This window comes from Mycetohabitans sp. B46, assembly GCF_037389205.1.
Taxonomy (GTDB): Bacteria; Pseudomonadota; Gammaproteobacteria; order Burkholderiales; family Burkholderiaceae; genus Mycetohabitans.
In genome coordinates this window covers 1-16,269 of sequence record NZ_JADBGL010000009.1, presented here as the reverse complement: position 1 = coordinate 16,269, position 16,269 = coordinate 1, and the positions used below count along the sequence as shown (strand labels likewise).

The window sequence follows — 16,269 nt, the reverse complement described above, 5'->3', positions numbered from 1 at the left end:
CAAGCGCCGCCTAGGAAGCCGGCATGATCACCCCCATAGGGGTCGGACAAACTTGGGTGTTTTTCAGGCACAATACGGGTTTATGGCCGGCGGGCCGACAGCCGGGCGCAACGCCTTGTTCAAACGCCTGTTTGATCGACCGCCATATGCCCTGCGGCGCGGGGCCCGGGGCCGCCCCGCACCGGGCGCTACGCACGGCAATGGCGATGGGGGCGGATGAGCCGTCATATCAACGAAGGAATTCTATGCAATTGGTCAAGACCGAACGAGACACCCTGCTACGTCCGTTACAGACGGTCAGCGGTATTGTCGAACGCCGCCATACGCTGCCGATCCTCGCCAATCTGCTGATCTCCAAAAACGGCCCGGACGTGTCGTTCCTGTCCACCGACCTCGAATTGCAGATCACCACGCGTGCCGACTTTGGCATCGGCAACGAGCAAGTCGCCACGACGGTAGCTGCACGCAAGCTCGTCGACATCTTGCGCGCGATGCCCATCGGCGACGTCACGCTGACGTTGTCCGACAAGCGGCTGACCGTTCAGTCCGGCAAAAGCCGGTTCGCGCTACAAACGCTAGCGGCCGACGAGTTCCCGACGTTAGCGCAGGCAAAGGACTTCGGCGCGAACCTATCGGTGCCGCAGAAGACGTTCAAGCAATTGCTTGGAATGGTCCATTTCGCGATGGCGCAGCAGGACATCCGCTATTACTTGAACGGCATGCTTCTGGTAGTCGACGGCGATCAGTTGATGGCTGTGGCGACCGACGGCCACCGCCTCGCGTTCTCATCGATGAAGACGGATGGCGCATTTGCACGCCAAGAGGTGATCATCCCGCGTAAGACGATCCTCGAGCTACAGCGGCTGCTGGAAGACATCGACGACCCGCTGAGCATCGATATCGCGTCCACGCAAGTGAAATTCACATTCGGCCAGGTGGAACTGGTGTCCAAGCTCGTCGAGGGCAAGTTTCCGGACTTCCAACGCGTGATCCCGAAGGGCTACAAGAACTCGTTCGTGATCGGCCGTGACGAATTGCAGCATTCGTTACAACGGGCGGCGATCCTGACGTCGGATAAGTTTAAGGGCGTACGGTGCATCGTCGCGCCCGGCCAGCTGAAAATTATGTCGACTAATGCCGATCAGGAAGAGGCACAGGAAGAGCTAGAGATCGCGTACCAGGGCGATACGCTGGACGTGGGCTTCAACGTCACGTATCTACTGGACGTGCTCGCAAACCTGAAAGTCGACATGATCCAGGTCGCGCTGGGCAGCGATGCGACATCGAGCGCGTTGATCACGATCCCTGAGAACGAACAATTTAAATACGTGGTGATGCCAATGCGGATATGACCCGCAAAGCAGAGCGATGACCAAGGGGCCTAGGGAACCATCCCGGCCCCTTTGATGTTTATTGGGTGTTTAAGCAGTACGCAGAACCGGAAGAAATTCATGACTGAACAGCACAATCTGCAAGCGAATTCGAGCGCGGATAACAGCTATGGCGAGTCGTCAATCCAGATCCTCGAAGGTCTCGAAGCTGTACGCAAGCGCCCAGGCATGTATATCGGGGACACCTCCGACGGCACCGGTCTGCACCATCTTGTATTCGAAGTACTCGACAACTCGATTGACGAGGCACTCGCCGGACACTGCAACGACATCCATGTGGTGATTCACGCGGATAACTCGATCTCCGTGACCGACAACGGCCGGGGGATCCCGACCGACATCAAGCGCGACGACAAGCACGAACCGAAGCGCAGCGCGGCCGAAATTGTGATGACCGAGCTGCACGCCGGCGGCAAGTTCGACCAGAACAGCTACAAGGTGTCCGGCGGGCTGCACGGCGTCGGCGTGTCGTGCGTCAACGCACTCTCCAAATGGCTGCGGCTCACCGTGCGCCGTGGGGGCAAGAAGCATTTTCTAGAATTTCATCGCGGCGTCGTGCAGGAGCGTGTGCTCGAGCAGCGCGACGGTGAGCCAGTCTCGCCCATGTTGCTTATCGGGGACACCGAGAACCGCGGCACCGAAGTGCACTTTCTGGCCGACGACACGATCTTTGGCACGGTTGAGTACCACTACGACATTCTCGCCAAGCGCATGCGCGAGTTGTCGTTCCTAAACAATGGCGTACGGATCCGGCTGACCGACCAGCGCACCGGCAAGGAAGACGATTTCGCCTTCGCGGGCGGCGTAAAGGGTTTCGTCGAATACATCAATAAGACCAAGCAGACATTGCACCAGAACATCTTCCATGTCGTCGGCGAAAAGGACGGCGTCGGCGTCGAAGTCGCGATGCAGTGGAACGACAGCTTCAACGAAAACGTCCTGTGCTTCACAAACAACATTCCGCAGCGGGACGGCGGCACACACCTGACCGGGCTGCGCGCGGCGATGACGCGCGTGATCAACAAATACATCACCGACACCGAGATCGCGAAAAAGGCGAAGATCGAGACGACCGGCGACGACATGCGTGAAGGGCTGTCATGCGTACTCAGCGTCAAGGTGCCGGAGCCCAAGTTCAGCTCACAGACGAAGGACAAACTGGTGTCCTCGGAAGTGCGCGCACCGGTCGAAGAAGTCGTGGCAAAAGCGCTCGAGCAATACCTACTCGAGACCCCGAACGACGCGAAGGTCATCTGCGGCAAGATCGTCGATGCCGCGCGGGCGCGCGACGCGGCGCGCAAGGCGCGTGAGATGACGCGCCGCAAGGGTGTGCTGGATGGCGTCGGGCTACCCGGCAAGCTGGCCGATTGCCAAGAAAAAGACCCGGCGAAATCGGAAATCTACATCGTCGAGGGCGACTCCGCGGGCGGTTCCGCGAAGCAAGGACGCGACCGTAAATTCCAGGCGATCCTGCCGCTACGCGGCAAGGTGCTGAACGTCGAGAAAGCGCGGTACGACAAGCTGCTGTCGTCCGAGCAGATCGTCACATTAATTACCGCCCTCGGTTGCGGCATCGGCAAGGACGACTACAATCTGGAGAAGCTGCGCTACCACCGCATCATCATCATGACCGATGCGGACGTGGACGGCGCGCATATCCGCACGCTGCTGCTGACATTCTTCTATCGGCAGATGCCCGAAATGATCGAGCGCGGGTATGTCTACATTGCACAGCCGCCGCTATTCAAGCTGAAGGCCGGCAAAGAGGAGCGTTACCTGAAGGACCAGCACGAGTTGAACCAGCACATGCTAAAGCTGGCGCTACATGGCGCGGAGCTGGTGCCGTCGGAAGGCGTGGCGCCGATCGTCGGCGACGCGCTGGGCGAGCTCGCTCGCTCGTACCTGCTTGCGCAGGCGGTGGTGGACCGGCTCAGCAAGCTCTATGACGAGGCTTCGCTCGAAGCGGTCATGGACGGCGTGCCCATCGACCTGACGTCCGAGGACGCGGCGCGGCAATCCGCGCAAGCCCTGCAGAACAAGCTGCGCGATAGCGCGCTCAAACCGGACGTATCGGTCTTGCCGCAATATGACGCCGTGCGCGAGTTGCGTTCGCTGCGCATCGAGCGGCGACATCACGGCAATATCAGGGTCTCGGTCATCGACGAAGAGTTTCTGCTGACCGCGGACTTCCAGCAGCTGACGAATACCGCCAATACGTTCAAGGGGCTGATTGGCACCGGCGCGATGATCAAGCGCGGCGAGCGGACCATGGCCGTGACGGATTTCAAGAGCGCAATGAAGTGGCTGCTTGCGGATGCGGAGCGCAATGTGTCAAAGCAGCGCTACAAGGGGCTCGGCGAAATGAATCCGGAACAGCTGTGGGAGACCACGATGGACCCAGCCGTGCGTCGGTTACTGCGGGTACAGATCGAGGATGCGATCGCTGCCGATGGGATCTTCACGACGTTGATGGGTGACGAGGTCGAGCCACGACGGGCGTTTATCGAGAGCAATGCGTTGCGGGCCGGAAATATTGATGTTTGAGCATTGCTGTAGATAGCCGGACACCTCGCCCGAAAAAACGGACCCATAAGTCTTTTAACTTATGGGTCCGCTTTTCTAAAAGCTCGGGCTTCGGGTTTTGGAATATTAAGCCTGCTCCAGTATTAGTCCGATTCAGAACCAGGAATGTTCGGCTCCTTTGAATCCGTCGTGGCAGGCATGGACTCGCCGCATCACGCCAACGACAAGAACCAGTGGGAGTTCACGCACGCCTGGCGCCGCCGTCCGTTGAAGGATTCGATACGTGCATTGTCGGTCGACTTGTCAAGTCGGCTGAAATCCAGTTCGACACGGCGAAAGCCTGCCAGATTTCTTAGTGCGCTGGAACAGCTTGTGGGCCAGCGCGCAAGTCACATTCGGTATTCAGCCACGGCTGCACGAAGGGGAACAGTGGCTTGAGGCCTGACCCGCCTGCGTACTTTACGAGCGGCGATGTTCCCGTAGCTTGGCAAAAGCCTTCTCTGTATGAGCCAGGCGACAAGCGAGGCGTTGAAGAATGCCTTGCCGTAGCTACAACGGTACCTCATCGACTACCGACTTAAAGTGATACTTGAGATGGCGAGACAACGCGCAGAGTTCGATATCAAGCTGGTAACCTTGGAGACGAACTTCACTGGCCGTGCGGTTCGAATGGGTGATCAACCTCCACGCCATCCAGCACAGCCTTCATTCGGCCCTTAAAACGCGAGGACTTAGATTTTGGCGATTCAGGCTGCACGGCCTAGTCCTCCTCCTTACCGTCATCTTCACTGGATAGATACAGCCGCTTTCTAAGGCGCAAGGCTTCTTTTGCTGAACGCACAGCCAGGATATTGCTCAAAGCTACGACGACGGCAACCAGAACGGCAGCAATTGCAACCCATGCTTGGCATTTCAGGGTTTGTTTGACCAGCGCTTTCAAACTATTGTCTTTCAAAGCATTGCAAATTGCGTCGGTCTCGGAAGCATTGAAGCCGGTCAGTTGCGCGAGGCCAGCTTTGTCGGCCGCACATCTTGCCGAATCGAAGGACCAACCTTCCAGCGGTGCCTTAACCGTGACAGCGTCAGTCTTGAATAATACTTTGGATACGCGCATTTGAAGGTAGGCATTGCCCGACGCGGCGAGTTGACCGATACCTAACATTAGCAGCAGCGCTAAGCAAGCCGACGCGAAATGGATCAAAACATAGTGCCTAGATGGCTGACGCACCACCTCGGGCAATGTAGTATCAATCCAAGAGCGCATTCTTTGAAGCTGAGACATGCTAATTTCGTGTGTTCTTCTCCATTTGTCGAGCATGTGGATTGCAGCCATGGTCTCTACCTTCAACCGGTAGGTATATTTAAATTTTTCAATGTCGCGGCTTTCCAGCAGGAGCGCTTTCAGTACTGGATCATGCACGTCGGCCTTGCCGGCGAACAGTTGCCAAAGCCGGTCCAGCACGGAATGAATCGAGCCGGCACGCCACCAAAATAGGCCGACCATAATCAGCCCGCCGATGATGATAGATAGTTGTGAAAAAAGTGGACTATGGACAAATGTTGAAAGAGATTCCACGTTGTCGATTCCTGGGTGCTTTGATGAGTTTAGCGAATGGCAATGAAGATAGGAAACTGCACATGCAAGCGTCTAGCCTGCGGGATGTCTGCAAACGCGGTTGCTCCCGCCCGCCTCGACGAGCGTACCAAAGAAGAGGCGGCGATCGTACTGGCGGTGACGAGCCTTACTGTGTCGGACGCCTTTCGCATCATGCTGACCTGCGCCGTCCGCGAAAAGACGCTTCCATCTGAGCCGCTGGTGCCGAACGAAATCACTATCGCGGCTATGCGCGAGGCACGCGTAGGCAACCTCAAGCGCTTCAATAGCGTTGAAGCGCTAATGGTGGACCTGCATGCGCAGGATTGAGGTAAGCTTTCAGTAGACGACATGGTTTGCGCGGGCGCTCTGCCATGCGTCAGTGTGTTGAGGCGGAGAGCCGTCACGGCAGCAGGGCCTGGTAATCGTGGGGTATGAACCACGGCCACATTCTGGAAAACGGTCTGACGATCGCGCATCCCTTTATATAAAGGTTAGGATCGTTGGGCACAGCGATGCGCGCAAGTTTCGTGTCGCACCGGGGCCGAGCGGCCAGCCCGCCACGCTTAATCACAGGGCCGCTGGACTTGCAGCACGCCTTTAACCTGTCAGACGAGAGCGTGCTCTGGCAATGGCTCGAGAACCCGTATTAACAAGTGCTCACCGGCCAGACGCACTTGCAGACGAAGCCGCCAATCAATCCGTCGAGCCTGACGCGCTGGCGCAAGCGGCTGGGCGAAGCCGGCGTTGAAGCGCTGCTGACTGAGACGATCGAAGCGGCTAAGCATGCCCACGTCATCAAGACCTCGAGCCTGAAACAGGTGAACGCTTCGCTGAACGTTTCACCGATACGCCAGCCTCAGCTAGCACGTAAAAGGGCTGGTATAGCATGGACTGGCCACTGCCACAACTCACCACTTTGTCATAAAAAACAAGCCTTTCGTCTTTTTATAAAAAGGACGGACACAAGCATTGCGACGCACGGGCACCGGCGATATGCTTCCTCAATCGCCAACCTCGTCCAGACAGATCTGTCTATTATTTAATGGCTGCACCGAGGATCTACCTATCTGCTATCGGTAGTGATGTGGCCGTTTGCTACTGCAAGGTGTGCGACGCACCGGCTGACCTGGACGGGTACGCTGATTTTTCGAAAAGCTGCGTCGATCCCGCCACGACGGACGAGCAAGCAAACCCACTGCCGATACCCTATATGCGCTGCAGCCAATGCGGCCTGCTGTTCACGAAAGCGCTCGATCAATGGTCAAGCCACCAATTTTTGTCTCACGTCTACAACGAGGACTACGTTAGCGTCGATCCGGATGTCGTCGAGCGCAGGCCCACGCAAAATGCATTGCTCGTTCGGGACCTGCTTCAGCATTTCCCGACCGCCAAGGTCATGGACTATGGCACGGGCAGCGGAAGAATGCCCGAGCTGCTTCGGCAGTGGGGCGTGCACGCGCATGGCTTCGAGCCGATTGGACAGGCGCGCGAAGGGCATGCAAAGATTTCCCATGACATGGTCACGGCATTCGAAGTGCTGGAGCATACGCCCACGCCGCGCGATACGGTCGCACAGATGCTGAGCTTCGCGAAACCACAAGGGGTGTGCCTTTTCTCGACTTACACGAGCGACAACATCCTGGCACACGATGTCGGCCACTGGTACGTCGCGCCGCGCAACGGCCATGTGACGATCTACACGCGGCGCGCGCTTGCCCAACTGTTCTCTGGGTACGGGTGGTCGGTACGCCATTTGAGCGACGGCTTGCATATCGCGTTTCACAGACTGCCATCGTGGCTGCCTGCGCAACCGCTTATCTGGCATGCCAATCCCGAGATACCGCTTGAGCCGATCAGCTCGTCAGGAGAACCCGCATGAACAAGTTCGCAACACTCGCGAGAGGCCTCGCGCTCATCTTGTTTGTCGTCGGCGGCCTCGCACAGGCCACGCCGATACAACTGGACGTCACGGGCAATATCCAACACACGAATGTGCCAGGTACTCACGTATACCGTTTCACGGAGCAGGAATGGCGGTCGATGCCGCGTGCCCAGTTCACCACGGCCACGAACTGGACGCCCTCGTCGCAATTTTCCGGCGTGCTGCTCAGCGACGTGCTATCCAAGGTGGGCGCAAAGGGAACGACGCTTCGGGTGACGGCACACGATGGCTATATATCGTATGCGGTCCCGCTCAGCGACGCGCACCGGTACGGCGTGATTCTAGCCGACCAAATCAACGGCAAACAGCTGACGCTCAGGGATTTTGGCCCACTGTTCCTTGTCTACCCCCGCGACAAGTTCCCAAAGGAGTTGAATCGCTCAGAAGTCGCCGGGCGGTTCGTGTGGCAGGTGAAGTCGATTGAGGTCAGATGATACGTGCCAAGGGCTTCGCTGGTCGCGGGTAGGCACCTTGTTGGGGGTGGCGCTCGCGCTGGTGATAGCGGCATGGGGCTATACGGCACTTCAGTGGACCAGCACGGAACCCTTGTCCGTGTACAAACTGGCCGGTCCGCAGGAAAACTACTACTGGGCGCCCGCCCAGTTTAAGTTCAACGCAGACCGCCTGGAAAACCTGCTTTTGCGGTATGCGAGCGGCGACAGCCAGGACCTGGACGAGATCCAGCGTTCCTATGAGATCCTGGTGTCAAAGTTTTCGCTTATTTCGAAGCCGTCGGATACCACCCAGGTACAACTGAGCGTGCCGGACTACGTGCAGGCCATAGCGGCCATCCAACATTGCCTGCAAACGATCGATCCGCTCATCGTCAATCTGCAGCCGGGCGACAGGTCGACGGCGCGCGTCATCGCCGACCACCTGCACGCGCTGGACGAGTCAACCCTTCAATTTGCGCAAGGCATTGGCGAAGCGGAAAACAAACGTCGCGACATTGCGCTGGAGGATTTTCGACACAAGCGCCGGGTACTGTGGGCGAGCAGTATCGTTGCAGCTTCGTTGACGAGCTCGTTCTTAATCGCATTGACCATCGCCACGTATCGTGGCATGCGCGCCGCCCGGCGGGAGCGGACCTGGAGAATCGCTGAGCAAAGCGCGACGGCGGCGGCCAATGCGTCATTGAAAGCCAAGAGTGCGTTCCTGGGAGCGATCGGGCACGAGATCCGCACGCCGTTACAAACGATATCGGCCGGTCTTTCGAGTCTTGCGGATGCCGAACTGTCGACAAGGAGCATGCGCGCCGTGTTGCGAATGGAGCAGGCGGCCGAACAGATCGACGCGCAATTGCGCGACCTGGCTGATTATGCAAGGCTTGACGCGGGCAAGCTCAAGTTGCGCATCGCGCCGGTGGATTTAATCGATATTGTGCAGCAGGTCGCCACACAGATGCGGCCAATGGCCGCGCTCAAACAGCTGTCTGTGCAGATCGACACGTGCGGCATCGTATGGTTGATTCACTCCGATCAGCAACGGATACGGCAGATCCTGCTCAACCTAGTCGACAACGCAATCAAGTATTCGACTCAAGGCGACGTGCTAATCCGTGCGACGCAGCACATTGCTGCATCGGAGTGCATCACGCGGATCGCGGTAACCGACCACGGCATCGGCATCCCGGAGCAGGCTAAGGAAAAGTTGTTTGAGCCGTTCGTGCAGCTTGACGACGGCAACGCGCGCAGCCACACGGGCATCGGCATGGGTCTGGCCATTGTCGAGGGGCTGGTGCGACTGCTCGGCGGCCATATTACCGTTACGTCGGCGCTCGGCGTTGGATCAACGTTCGAAGTCACGTTTCGCGAACCGACCGACTCGTTGATACGTCGCGGGCAGTCCAACGACGACAGGCAAAGCGCGCTGCCGGACACGCCGCTGAGCGGCAAGCAGGCGCTGGTGGTAGATGACCAGCCCCAGATGCGGGACGCGCTGGCCGCGCTCATGCGCAGCTTGGGCCTGGCCGTTACCGCCGTGGACTCGGCGTGGGAAGCCAGAGTCATGCTCAGCCAGCGGGAAGTGGATGTCGCGCTCATTGACCTGCAGATGCCGGGGGAAGACGGCGCTTCGTTGGCACGATGGATCCGGAAAACCGGCGCGCCTCATTCAAAGCTGATTGGCGTGAGCGCATCGGCGCCGGAGCTGCTCAGTGAAACGCAATTGGCCATGTTCGACGATCTTTTGATGAAACCGATCCGGATTGACGCGCTGCGCACCGCATTCGGAAAACTGCTGGATGGAGAACCTTCATGAGCGTCGGTAAGGTAGCACTGGTGACCGGTTCGGCCAAACGGGCGGGCAGGGAAATCCTGGAGCATCTCGCAAAAAACGGGTATCGCTTGGCGGTGCACGCGCACACAGCGCGCGACGAGGCGGAAACGGCCGCATTGGCGCTGCAGCATGCCGGATATGACGCACTTGCCTTCAACGCTGACCTGCAGGACGCCGCTCAGATCGACTCGCTCATCCAAGATGTCTTCGCGCACTTCGGCCGGCTGGACCTGCTGGTCAACAACGCAGCGGTTTTTTGGCAAGACGATTTCAGCGACTTCTCCGTGCAAGCGCTGGATCAGGCATGGGCGGTGAACTGCAGAGCGCCGATCCTGCTGACGCGGGCCTTCCACGACTGCGCGAAGGCCGCGGGTGCAACCGGCGCAGTGGTCAATGTCGTGGACCAAAAGGTGAAAGGCAACTTTCACCGCGACCACTTCACTTATACGGTCGGAAAGACCGCGCTCGGCAACCTGACGCAAATGCTTGCGATCTCGGCTGCGCCGGTTTTACGCATTAACGCGGTTTTTCCCGGGCTGATGTTGCCCAGCGACAGCCAGACCGATGCAGACTTTCAGTACGCGGCCCACCAGTCCAACTTGCTGGGCAGAGTGGCCGGCCCGGCCGATGTCGCAGCGGCGGTCCTGCTGCTGGCTTCCCCGGCCTACAACGGCACCGATTTCGTCGTCGATAGCGGCCAGAACCTGATACCCGTGCAGCAAGACGTCATCTATCTGCATCGCGCTCCACGGTCCTAGCCGGGCGCCCCCGCCTTGAGCCGCCGCGCCAGCTCCACCGCCACCCAGTTCAGTCGCGCCGGCTTCTCAAAGGGCTTCACATCGTATTGCTGGATCACCCGCGCCACATCGTCCTCGTTCGCCTCGCCCGTCACGAGCTTGCCGGTCAGCAGCAAAATGGGCGCGTCGCCGTGGCGCGACTGCCGGATCGATTGAATGGTCTGCTCTGCCGTGCCGCTTTCCAGTAGCCAGTCAACAATGAAGCCATCGAACACGTTCTCGCGAAGCGCCGCGCGAAACGTCGCCTCCGTGTTGTACGGCCGCGCAACATAGCCATGAGAGTGGAAATACGAGCACATCTCGGCAGTCAATAGCGCATCGTCATCGAGTATCGCAATGACCGGGCTCGACTCGGGCGCGCCTCGAGGGCGTATCAAGATCTGCTCGACCACGAAATAGTCGCCCCCAGGCGCCGACTCGAGTGGAAACACCTTCCATCGATTGCCCTCCTTGAGCGCCACGAACTCCAGCCCCGACACGTCATGCGCCCGCTCTCCAATCTCGGCTAGGCAACGATAGACAGCCTCGCCAACATAAAACACCGCTTCTTGCATCTTCGCGGCTATGGCGCCAACCGGCTCGCTCGAGTCGATACCGTCGAGCAGCATCGCCGCCGATTCGCCATACGCTTGCGCCACCGCCTTGACCTGCGCAATGGTCCACGGATTGGCCCCCTTCATTTTCCGGTGGGCCTGCGAATAGCTCAGCCCGAGAATGCGCTGAATCTCCACCGCGTGCTGGCGTTTGCCCACACCATGCCGGTTCAGCAAATCATGGATTCGCATGGCAATCGCCAGCGACTCTTCTGAAACCTTGTCTTCGCTTGAAAACATGTAATGTCTGGTTCGTCTGCTCGCCCCGCACTTTAGAAGAAAACGTGCATCCCATGCAATGACATCTTAAGAAATTCAACAATATATTGCTTGACACACGAGATTTAGGCCTTAATACTTGCATTCCGTACAACGATTTGATGTGTTATTGCTGGACACACAAGATATTAGACAGAAATGCAACGCAATCCGACATGGCTGCCTAGATGCAGTTGACCATGATGGATCGAATGGCCCGTGCTCGCGTCGATTCAGCGTGGCCCGCCGCAGACTCGATGAGCCGATAGTGCAGCAGTAGGACGTATGCCTGAATGGACTGTGCAGCCTACTGCCCTCAATTGACGAATCTTATGCAATCCAAACGATTGATAACGCAAAGGGCCATGCAATTCGTTGCATGGCAGTAATCGCCGCGTTGCGCCGCCGGGTTCATCCAAACCACGAGGCGCGTCTACGACATCGAACCGCTCCCGATGGACGCAACCCTATCTTTACGGTTCGAGCATGCTGGCCAATGTGAAAGCAAAAGCCACGTGGCCGTTCCCCTTAACGTGGAGGCAACAACGCTGACAATGAACGAGCGTAGTGCAGGCAGGCCTGGACAGCAGGCGACAGTACAGCGAGACACGAACGGACCGGCCCCGCCTTTGCGGGTCGGGCGCCATGGATGCCGAAGGCGGGATATAGCGGCATCGGGGGTGGCGGCATGAGCTTCGAATCAGGTACACGAGCGAGCGCCGTCTTGGAACGGCCGTTGACACGTGACGAGCTCAACCGCCGTGCCATCGCATTTGAGGTGACCAAATGGCTGCATATCGGCGCGGCGGCGTTGACCGTACTGCTGTGCATGATGATTATCTACCGCGCGCTGCAGGATATCGACGCGGGTCGCGGCGGCCAGTGGAAAATCGCCGCGGCGTTGTTGATCGGCCATCTAGCCGTGCTCTGGGCCATTTTGCGCGCAATGCGCAGCAATCGATATCAGCCGCTGAGCAGGGATGACGAACCGACTGCCACGCTGCTGCTGGAGGGGATGCGGCACGATGCGCAAGTCATGGCCTACTGCCAGGCCATCCAGGACGAGCCACGTGCGTTGACGGGCCACGACATCGACGTTTTGCGGCACTATCGTCAATCCATGGGCGCGGGACCCAGCTAGTTCAGCCGCGCTTGACACGCCGCCCACACTCGCCTTAAAGTGGGCGCACAGATTTAGATAAGAGACTATCTGTAAGATGGTCTCTTGCGCGCATCGATCGCGTTGTCTGTTCAGGCCTCTTACAGAAACATGAGAATGGAGGCCGGCAGTGCAAGCAATCGCGATCAAGATTCGTGGCATTGAAGACATCATATCGTTCCTCGACTCACGGTCCGGCATCGCGGGCAGAGCCGGCCTCATTTGGTGGCTGTCGCTCGGTGGGTTGTTTCTCGACGCATTCGCCAATTCAGCGCTGAGCGCGGGCCTCGGGTCGATGACGCACGAGCTTCATTTGACGGCGGCGCAGGTGGCGCTGATGACGTCGTTCGCATCGTGGGTGGCGATTGCGTTCAATCCAGTCGGCGGTTGGATGGCGGACCGCTGGGGCCGAATCCGTCCCCTCATCATCGCGAAGCTGCTGTCAGTACTCGGCGCGGTGCTGGTGGTGTTCGCGCCGCGCTTCGAAGTGATCCTGCTGGGACGCTTTTTCGTCGGCATGGCATACGGCATCGATTTCGCGATCGCCATGGCGATGCTGGCCGAGTTCACGCCAGCACGCTTAAAAAGCCGTCTGAACGTGTGGCAAGGCATGTGGTACACGGCGGTATGCACGAACTTGTTGCTGGCGTTGCTGTTCCACTCATGGAATGTCGGGGAGGCGATCTGGCGCTACTCGGTGGCGGCCACTGCCGTCTTCGGCTTCGCCATTCTGCTCATGCAGTTTGCATTCCTGGTTGAAAGCCCGATTTGGCTCGCCCGCAGGAACAGACTGGATGATGCGGCCCGTGCGATGGCGAAAATCTATGCTCGCCCATTCGTCGCTGCGCCGCTACATGAGCGCGTGCCGCTGGTCAACCCGGCAACGCGCGGGCTGGCCAACGTGCTGTTGATCTTTCGCGGCGTGTACCTGCCGCGCACGGTCCTGGCGGCCACCGTACAGATCGGACAATCGATCGAGTACTTCGCCATCGGTTGGTATTTACCGCTGATCAGCGCGGCGCTGTTCGGCAAGGATTTTGTGTACGCGACGCTCGGCGCACTGGTGTTCAACGTATTCGGTATCGTGGGCGGCTTCGCCTCGCCGCTGATCGCACGCCGGCTGGGCTTGCGGCACGCGTCGGCCATCGGATTTGTAGCGGTCTTTGCGATGTTGCTGATACTGGGCCTATTTCATGCCCGGATGCCGCTGTGGGCGTGCGTGGTCATTCCATCGTTGTTCATTCTGTTTCATTCCGGCGGGCCGGGGGCGAATGGCAAGAGTCTGTCGTCGCTGTCGTTCCGCGGCGAGCTGCGCGCCAGCGCCAACGGCGTTGTTGGCGCGATCGGCTCGATCGGTGCGGCGCTGGGACTGCTCGTCTTCCCGCTGCTCCTGGAACGCTACGGCCTGGAGCAGACCTTTCTGATTCTGGCCGTCGTGCCGCTTGCCGCTAGCGCGATCTGTTTTGCAATTCGCTGGGATCCCACGCGTACGACGATCAACCCGGATAACGAGCCAAACGCCCCCCAGTTCAAGGACGTCCCATCGCCCAAGCCGGCGCTCACGAACCCTGCCATTGAGAAAACCCAGCCATGACCGCGTATCGAAACGCCATCCTTGCGATCGACGAAGGCACGTCTGGCACACGGGCCGCGCTAGTCGACGCCAGTGGACACGTCTCTTGCCTCGAATATCTGCCACTGCGCGTGGACAGCCCGCAGCCAGGGGTCGTCGAGCAGGATGCGAATGCGATCCTGGACAAGACCGTCGCGGTCTGCCGCGCGACGCTGGCACAGGCCGCACAGCAGAGGGTACGTGTCGTCGCGGCGGCCCTCGCCACCCAGCGGGCGACGGCCGTGCTATGGGACACGCATACGGGACGGGCACTGGTCCCTGCGATGGTCTGGCAGGACACGCGTCATGCGGCCGAGCTTGACCGCCTAGCCACCACCTGGGACCGCAGGTTGATGGCGGGCGTGGGCCGGCCCGCCGGCGTGCGCTCGCCGTATCGATGGGCCGCTCATCAACTGCGCACGGTGCCAGCGGTCGCCGACGCGTTCCGCGCACGCCGCCTCGCGTTCGGCACGATCGACACTTGGCTGCTGTGGCACCTGTCCACCGAACGCACATGCGTGACCACGCCGACTAATGCGACTTCGGCTGGTGCCTATCTACTGGCCGAGCACCGGTATTTTGACGCCTGGGTCGATGCGCTGGGCTTTCCGCGTGAGTTGTTGCCGGCGTTGCGCGAGGACGCGGACACGTTCGGCCGCACCCAGCCCGAGTTACTCGGGCTCGACGTGCCGATCCTGGCCTGCGCGGGCGATCAGCTTGCCGGCGCGGTCGGACTCGGGTGTCTCGACCGTGGGCAATCGATGTGCGTGCACGGCACGGGCAGCTTCGTCGATCTGCTAACGGGCCCGGCCTTACCGTGCACCACGCGCGTGGATGAGCATGAGCACCCGCCATCATACGGCGCAACGCTGGCCATGACAGCGCGCCGCCATGGCGGCGTTTCCCACTATTCGCTCGAAAACTTCGTCGCCACGACGGGCTCCGCGCTGAATTGGGTTTGCGACACGTTGCGCTGGTTCGATCATCCGGAGCAAATCAGCGCCCTGGCCCGCACCGTATCGTCGGCGCACGGCGTGCTGTTCGTTCCCGCCTTGACCGGGTTGCGCGTGCCGCGGATGGAGCCTCGCGCCCGCGCATCGCTGTCCGGGGTATCGATTGCAACCACGCGGGAAGAGATCGCATTCGCCCTTCTCGAGGGCATTGGCCATTCGGTGGCGTCATGCATGGAGGCGAACCAGGCACTGGCACGTATCGACGTGCATGAGTTGGTGGTCGGCGGCGGCCTGTCGGGCAGCGACGTGCTGCTGCAGATCCAGGCGGATCTGAGCGGCCTGCCGGTGCGGCGTATCCGCGAGAGCGACCGCGCGAGCCTGCGCGGCGCGGCGTTTCTAGCCGGCGCCTCGGGCCTGCTGTGGGGCTCGCTGGACGCGGCCCGTGCCACGCTGGTCACCGACGCGGTGTTCGAGCCGTCGCCCGACACCGGCTTGCGGCAACAGCGGCGCGCGAAATGGCACGCGCGCATCCAATCTGAGCTTGCTCATGCAGCCGATTTCGATCACGGTTGAGTACGGAGATTCTCCAGTATGATTTTCTTGCCATCCAGACGGCCCAGGCAGGATCGGGCTGCGATGACGACCACGTCGCCACTGCGCGTGGTACGCGAGGAACAGCTCGCGCGCCTAAGCGATGACACATTCGACATGTTGATCGTCGGGGGCGGCGTCACCGGCGCCTACGCGGCACTGGACGCGAGCCTGCGCGGCTATCGCGTCGCGTTAGTCGAGAAGAGCGACTTTGCATCCGGGACGTCGTCCAAATCCTCGAAGATGGTTCACGGCGGCCTGCGCTACATCGAGCAGGGCAACCTTAGCCTGGTACGCCACTCGCTGCTGGAGCGGCAGCGCCTGCGCCGCAATGCGCGCCACCTGGTGCAACGGCTGCCGTTCCTGTTCCCGGTGATGGAGCGCGACGGCGTGTTCGACAAGCGCCTGGCGAAGGCCTTCGAGAGCCTGTTGTGGACGTATGACCTCGCTGGCGGCTGGCGCGAAGGCATCCTGCACCAGAAACTAACCAAGGCCGAAGTGCTGTCGCACTGCCCAACGTTCAACGAAGCGTATCTGACCGGCGGCTTCCTGTATTTCGATGCGCGCGTGGACGAT

At 59.9% G+C, this 16,269-nt stretch carries 13 protein-coding genes and 2 pseudogenes; 12 read left to right on the top strand and 3 right to left on the bottom strand.

The features are described from left to right. Positions 1-245 precede the first annotated feature (245 nt). Both dnaN and gyrB read left to right on the top strand, forming a co-directional pair. Positions 246-1,352, top strand: a complete 1,107-nt coding sequence (gene dnaN, locus IHE30_RS10980; RefSeq protein WP_337690579.1) for a DNA polymerase III subunit beta — start codon at positions 246-248, stop codon at positions 1,350-1,352. 99 nt (positions 1,353-1,451) lie between these two features. Next, on the top strand, positions 1,452-3,935 hold the full coding sequence (gyrB, locus tag IHE30_RS10975) for a DNA topoisomerase (ATP-hydrolyzing) subunit B (RefSeq protein WP_337690578.1): 2,484 nt from the start codon (positions 1,452-1,454) through the stop codon (positions 3,933-3,935). Positions 3,936-4,129: 194 nt separating this feature from the next. On the opposite strand, the pseudogene IHE30_RS10970 reads toward gyrB, so the two are convergent. After that, positions 4,130-4,243, bottom strand: a pseudogene (locus IHE30_RS10970) (integrase core domain-containing protein); the annotation flags it as partial. A gap of 431 nt (positions 4,244-4,674) precedes the next feature. Continuing rightward, positions 4,675-5,490 (bottom strand): DUF6216 family protein, encoded by an 816-nt coding sequence (locus IHE30_RS10965; RefSeq protein WP_337690577.1) that lies wholly within the window; start codon positions 5,488-5,490, stop codon positions 4,675-4,677. 84 nt (positions 5,491-5,574) lie between these two features. Here IHE30_RS10965 and IHE30_RS10960 point away from each other — a divergent pair, with 84 nt between their 5' ends. The 6 genes and pseudogenes from IHE30_RS10960 (at position 5,575) to IHE30_RS10935 (ending at position 10,488) form a co-directional block, all read left to right on the top strand. Then, positions 5,575-5,838, top strand: a complete 264-nt coding sequence (locus tag IHE30_RS10960) for a type II toxin-antitoxin system RelB/DinJ family antitoxin (protein ID WP_337690576.1) — start codon at positions 5,575-5,577, stop codon at positions 5,836-5,838. Positions 5,839-6,011: 173 nt separating this feature from the next. After that, positions 6,012-6,332, top strand: a pseudogene (locus tag IHE30_RS10955) (transposase); the annotation flags it as partial. Positions 6,333-6,595: 263 nt separating this feature from the next. Continuing rightward, positions 6,596-7,390: a class I SAM-dependent methyltransferase gene (locus IHE30_RS10950; RefSeq protein WP_337690575.1), complete on the top strand. Its 795-nt coding sequence runs from the start codon at positions 6,596-6,598 to the stop codon at positions 7,388-7,390. After that, on the top strand, positions 7,387-7,887 hold the full coding sequence (locus IHE30_RS10945; protein ID WP_337690573.1) for a molybdopterin-dependent oxidoreductase: 501 nt from the start codon (positions 7,387-7,389) through the stop codon (positions 7,885-7,887). The genes IHE30_RS10950 and IHE30_RS10945 overlap by 4 nt, the downstream gene beginning before the upstream one ends. A 118-nt stretch (positions 7,888-8,005) precedes the next feature. Further along, the gene (locus IHE30_RS10940; RefSeq protein WP_337690754.1) at positions 8,006-9,712 is read left to right on the top strand and encodes an ATP-binding response regulator; all 1,707 of its coding nucleotides are present in this window, start codon (positions 8,006-8,008) and stop codon (positions 9,710-9,712) included. Further along, positions 9,709-10,488 carry an SDR family oxidoreductase gene (locus IHE30_RS10935; protein ID WP_337690572.1) on the top strand — a complete coding sequence of 260 codons (780 nt, stop codon included), beginning with the start codon at positions 9,709-9,711 and terminating at the stop codon, positions 10,486-10,488. Before IHE30_RS10940 ends, IHE30_RS10935 begins: the two co-directional genes overlap by 4 nt. Here the strand turns inward: IHE30_RS10935 and IHE30_RS10930 are convergent. Next, positions 10,485-11,360, bottom strand: coding sequence for a helix-turn-helix domain-containing protein (locus IHE30_RS10930; RefSeq protein WP_337690571.1), 876 nt, complete (start codon positions 11,358-11,360; stop codon positions 10,485-10,487). The genes IHE30_RS10935 and IHE30_RS10930 overlap by 4 nt on opposite strands. A gap of 754 nt (positions 11,361-12,114) precedes the next feature. Here IHE30_RS10930 and IHE30_RS10925 point away from each other — a divergent pair. The 4 genes from IHE30_RS10925 to IHE30_RS10910 form a co-directional block, all read left to right on the top strand. Next, positions 12,115-12,519: a hypothetical protein gene (locus IHE30_RS10925; RefSeq protein WP_337690569.1), complete on the top strand. Its 405-nt coding sequence runs from the start codon at positions 12,115-12,117 to the stop codon at positions 12,517-12,519. A 148-nt stretch (positions 12,520-12,667) separates the two neighbouring features. After that, positions 12,668-14,131: an MFS transporter gene (locus tag IHE30_RS10920; protein ID WP_337690567.1), complete on the top strand. Its 1,464-nt coding sequence runs from the start codon at positions 12,668-12,670 to the stop codon at positions 14,129-14,131. Continuing rightward, positions 14,128-15,675: an FGGY family carbohydrate kinase gene (locus tag IHE30_RS10915; protein WP_337690566.1), complete on the top strand. Its 1,548-nt coding sequence runs from the start codon at positions 14,128-14,130 to the stop codon at positions 15,673-15,675. Before IHE30_RS10920 ends, IHE30_RS10915 begins: the two co-directional genes overlap by 4 nt. Positions 15,676-15,693: 18 nt before the next feature. Continuing rightward, on the top strand, positions 15,694-16,269 hold a 576-nt coding region (locus tag IHE30_RS10910; RefSeq protein WP_337690564.1), incomplete at its 3' end, for an FAD-dependent oxidoreductase.

Coding starts and splice junctions, on each gene's coding strand:
- dnaN (WP_337690579.1), top strand. CDS start 246: ATGCAATTGGTCAAGACCGAACGAGACACCCTGCTACGTCCGTTACAG.
- gyrB (WP_337690578.1), top strand. CDS start 1,452: ATGACTGAACAGCACAATCTGCAAGCGAATTCGAGCGCGGATAACAGC.
- IHE30_RS10960 (WP_337690576.1), top strand. CDS start 5,575: ATGTCTGCAAACGCGGTTGCTCCCGCCCGCCTCGACGAGCGTACCAAA.
- IHE30_RS10945 (WP_337690573.1), top strand. CDS start 7,387: ATGAACAAGTTCGCAACACTCGCGAGAGGCCTCGCGCTCATCTTGTTT.
- IHE30_RS10935 (WP_337690572.1), top strand. CDS start 9,709: ATGAGCGTCGGTAAGGTAGCACTGGTGACCGGTTCGGCCAAACGGGCG.
- IHE30_RS10930 (WP_337690571.1), bottom strand. CDS start 11,360: ATGTTTTCAAGCGAAGACAAGGTTTCAGAAGAGTCGCTGGCGATTGCC.
- IHE30_RS10915 (WP_337690566.1), top strand. CDS start 14,128: ATGACCGCGTATCGAAACGCCATCCTTGCGATCGACGAAGGCACGTCT.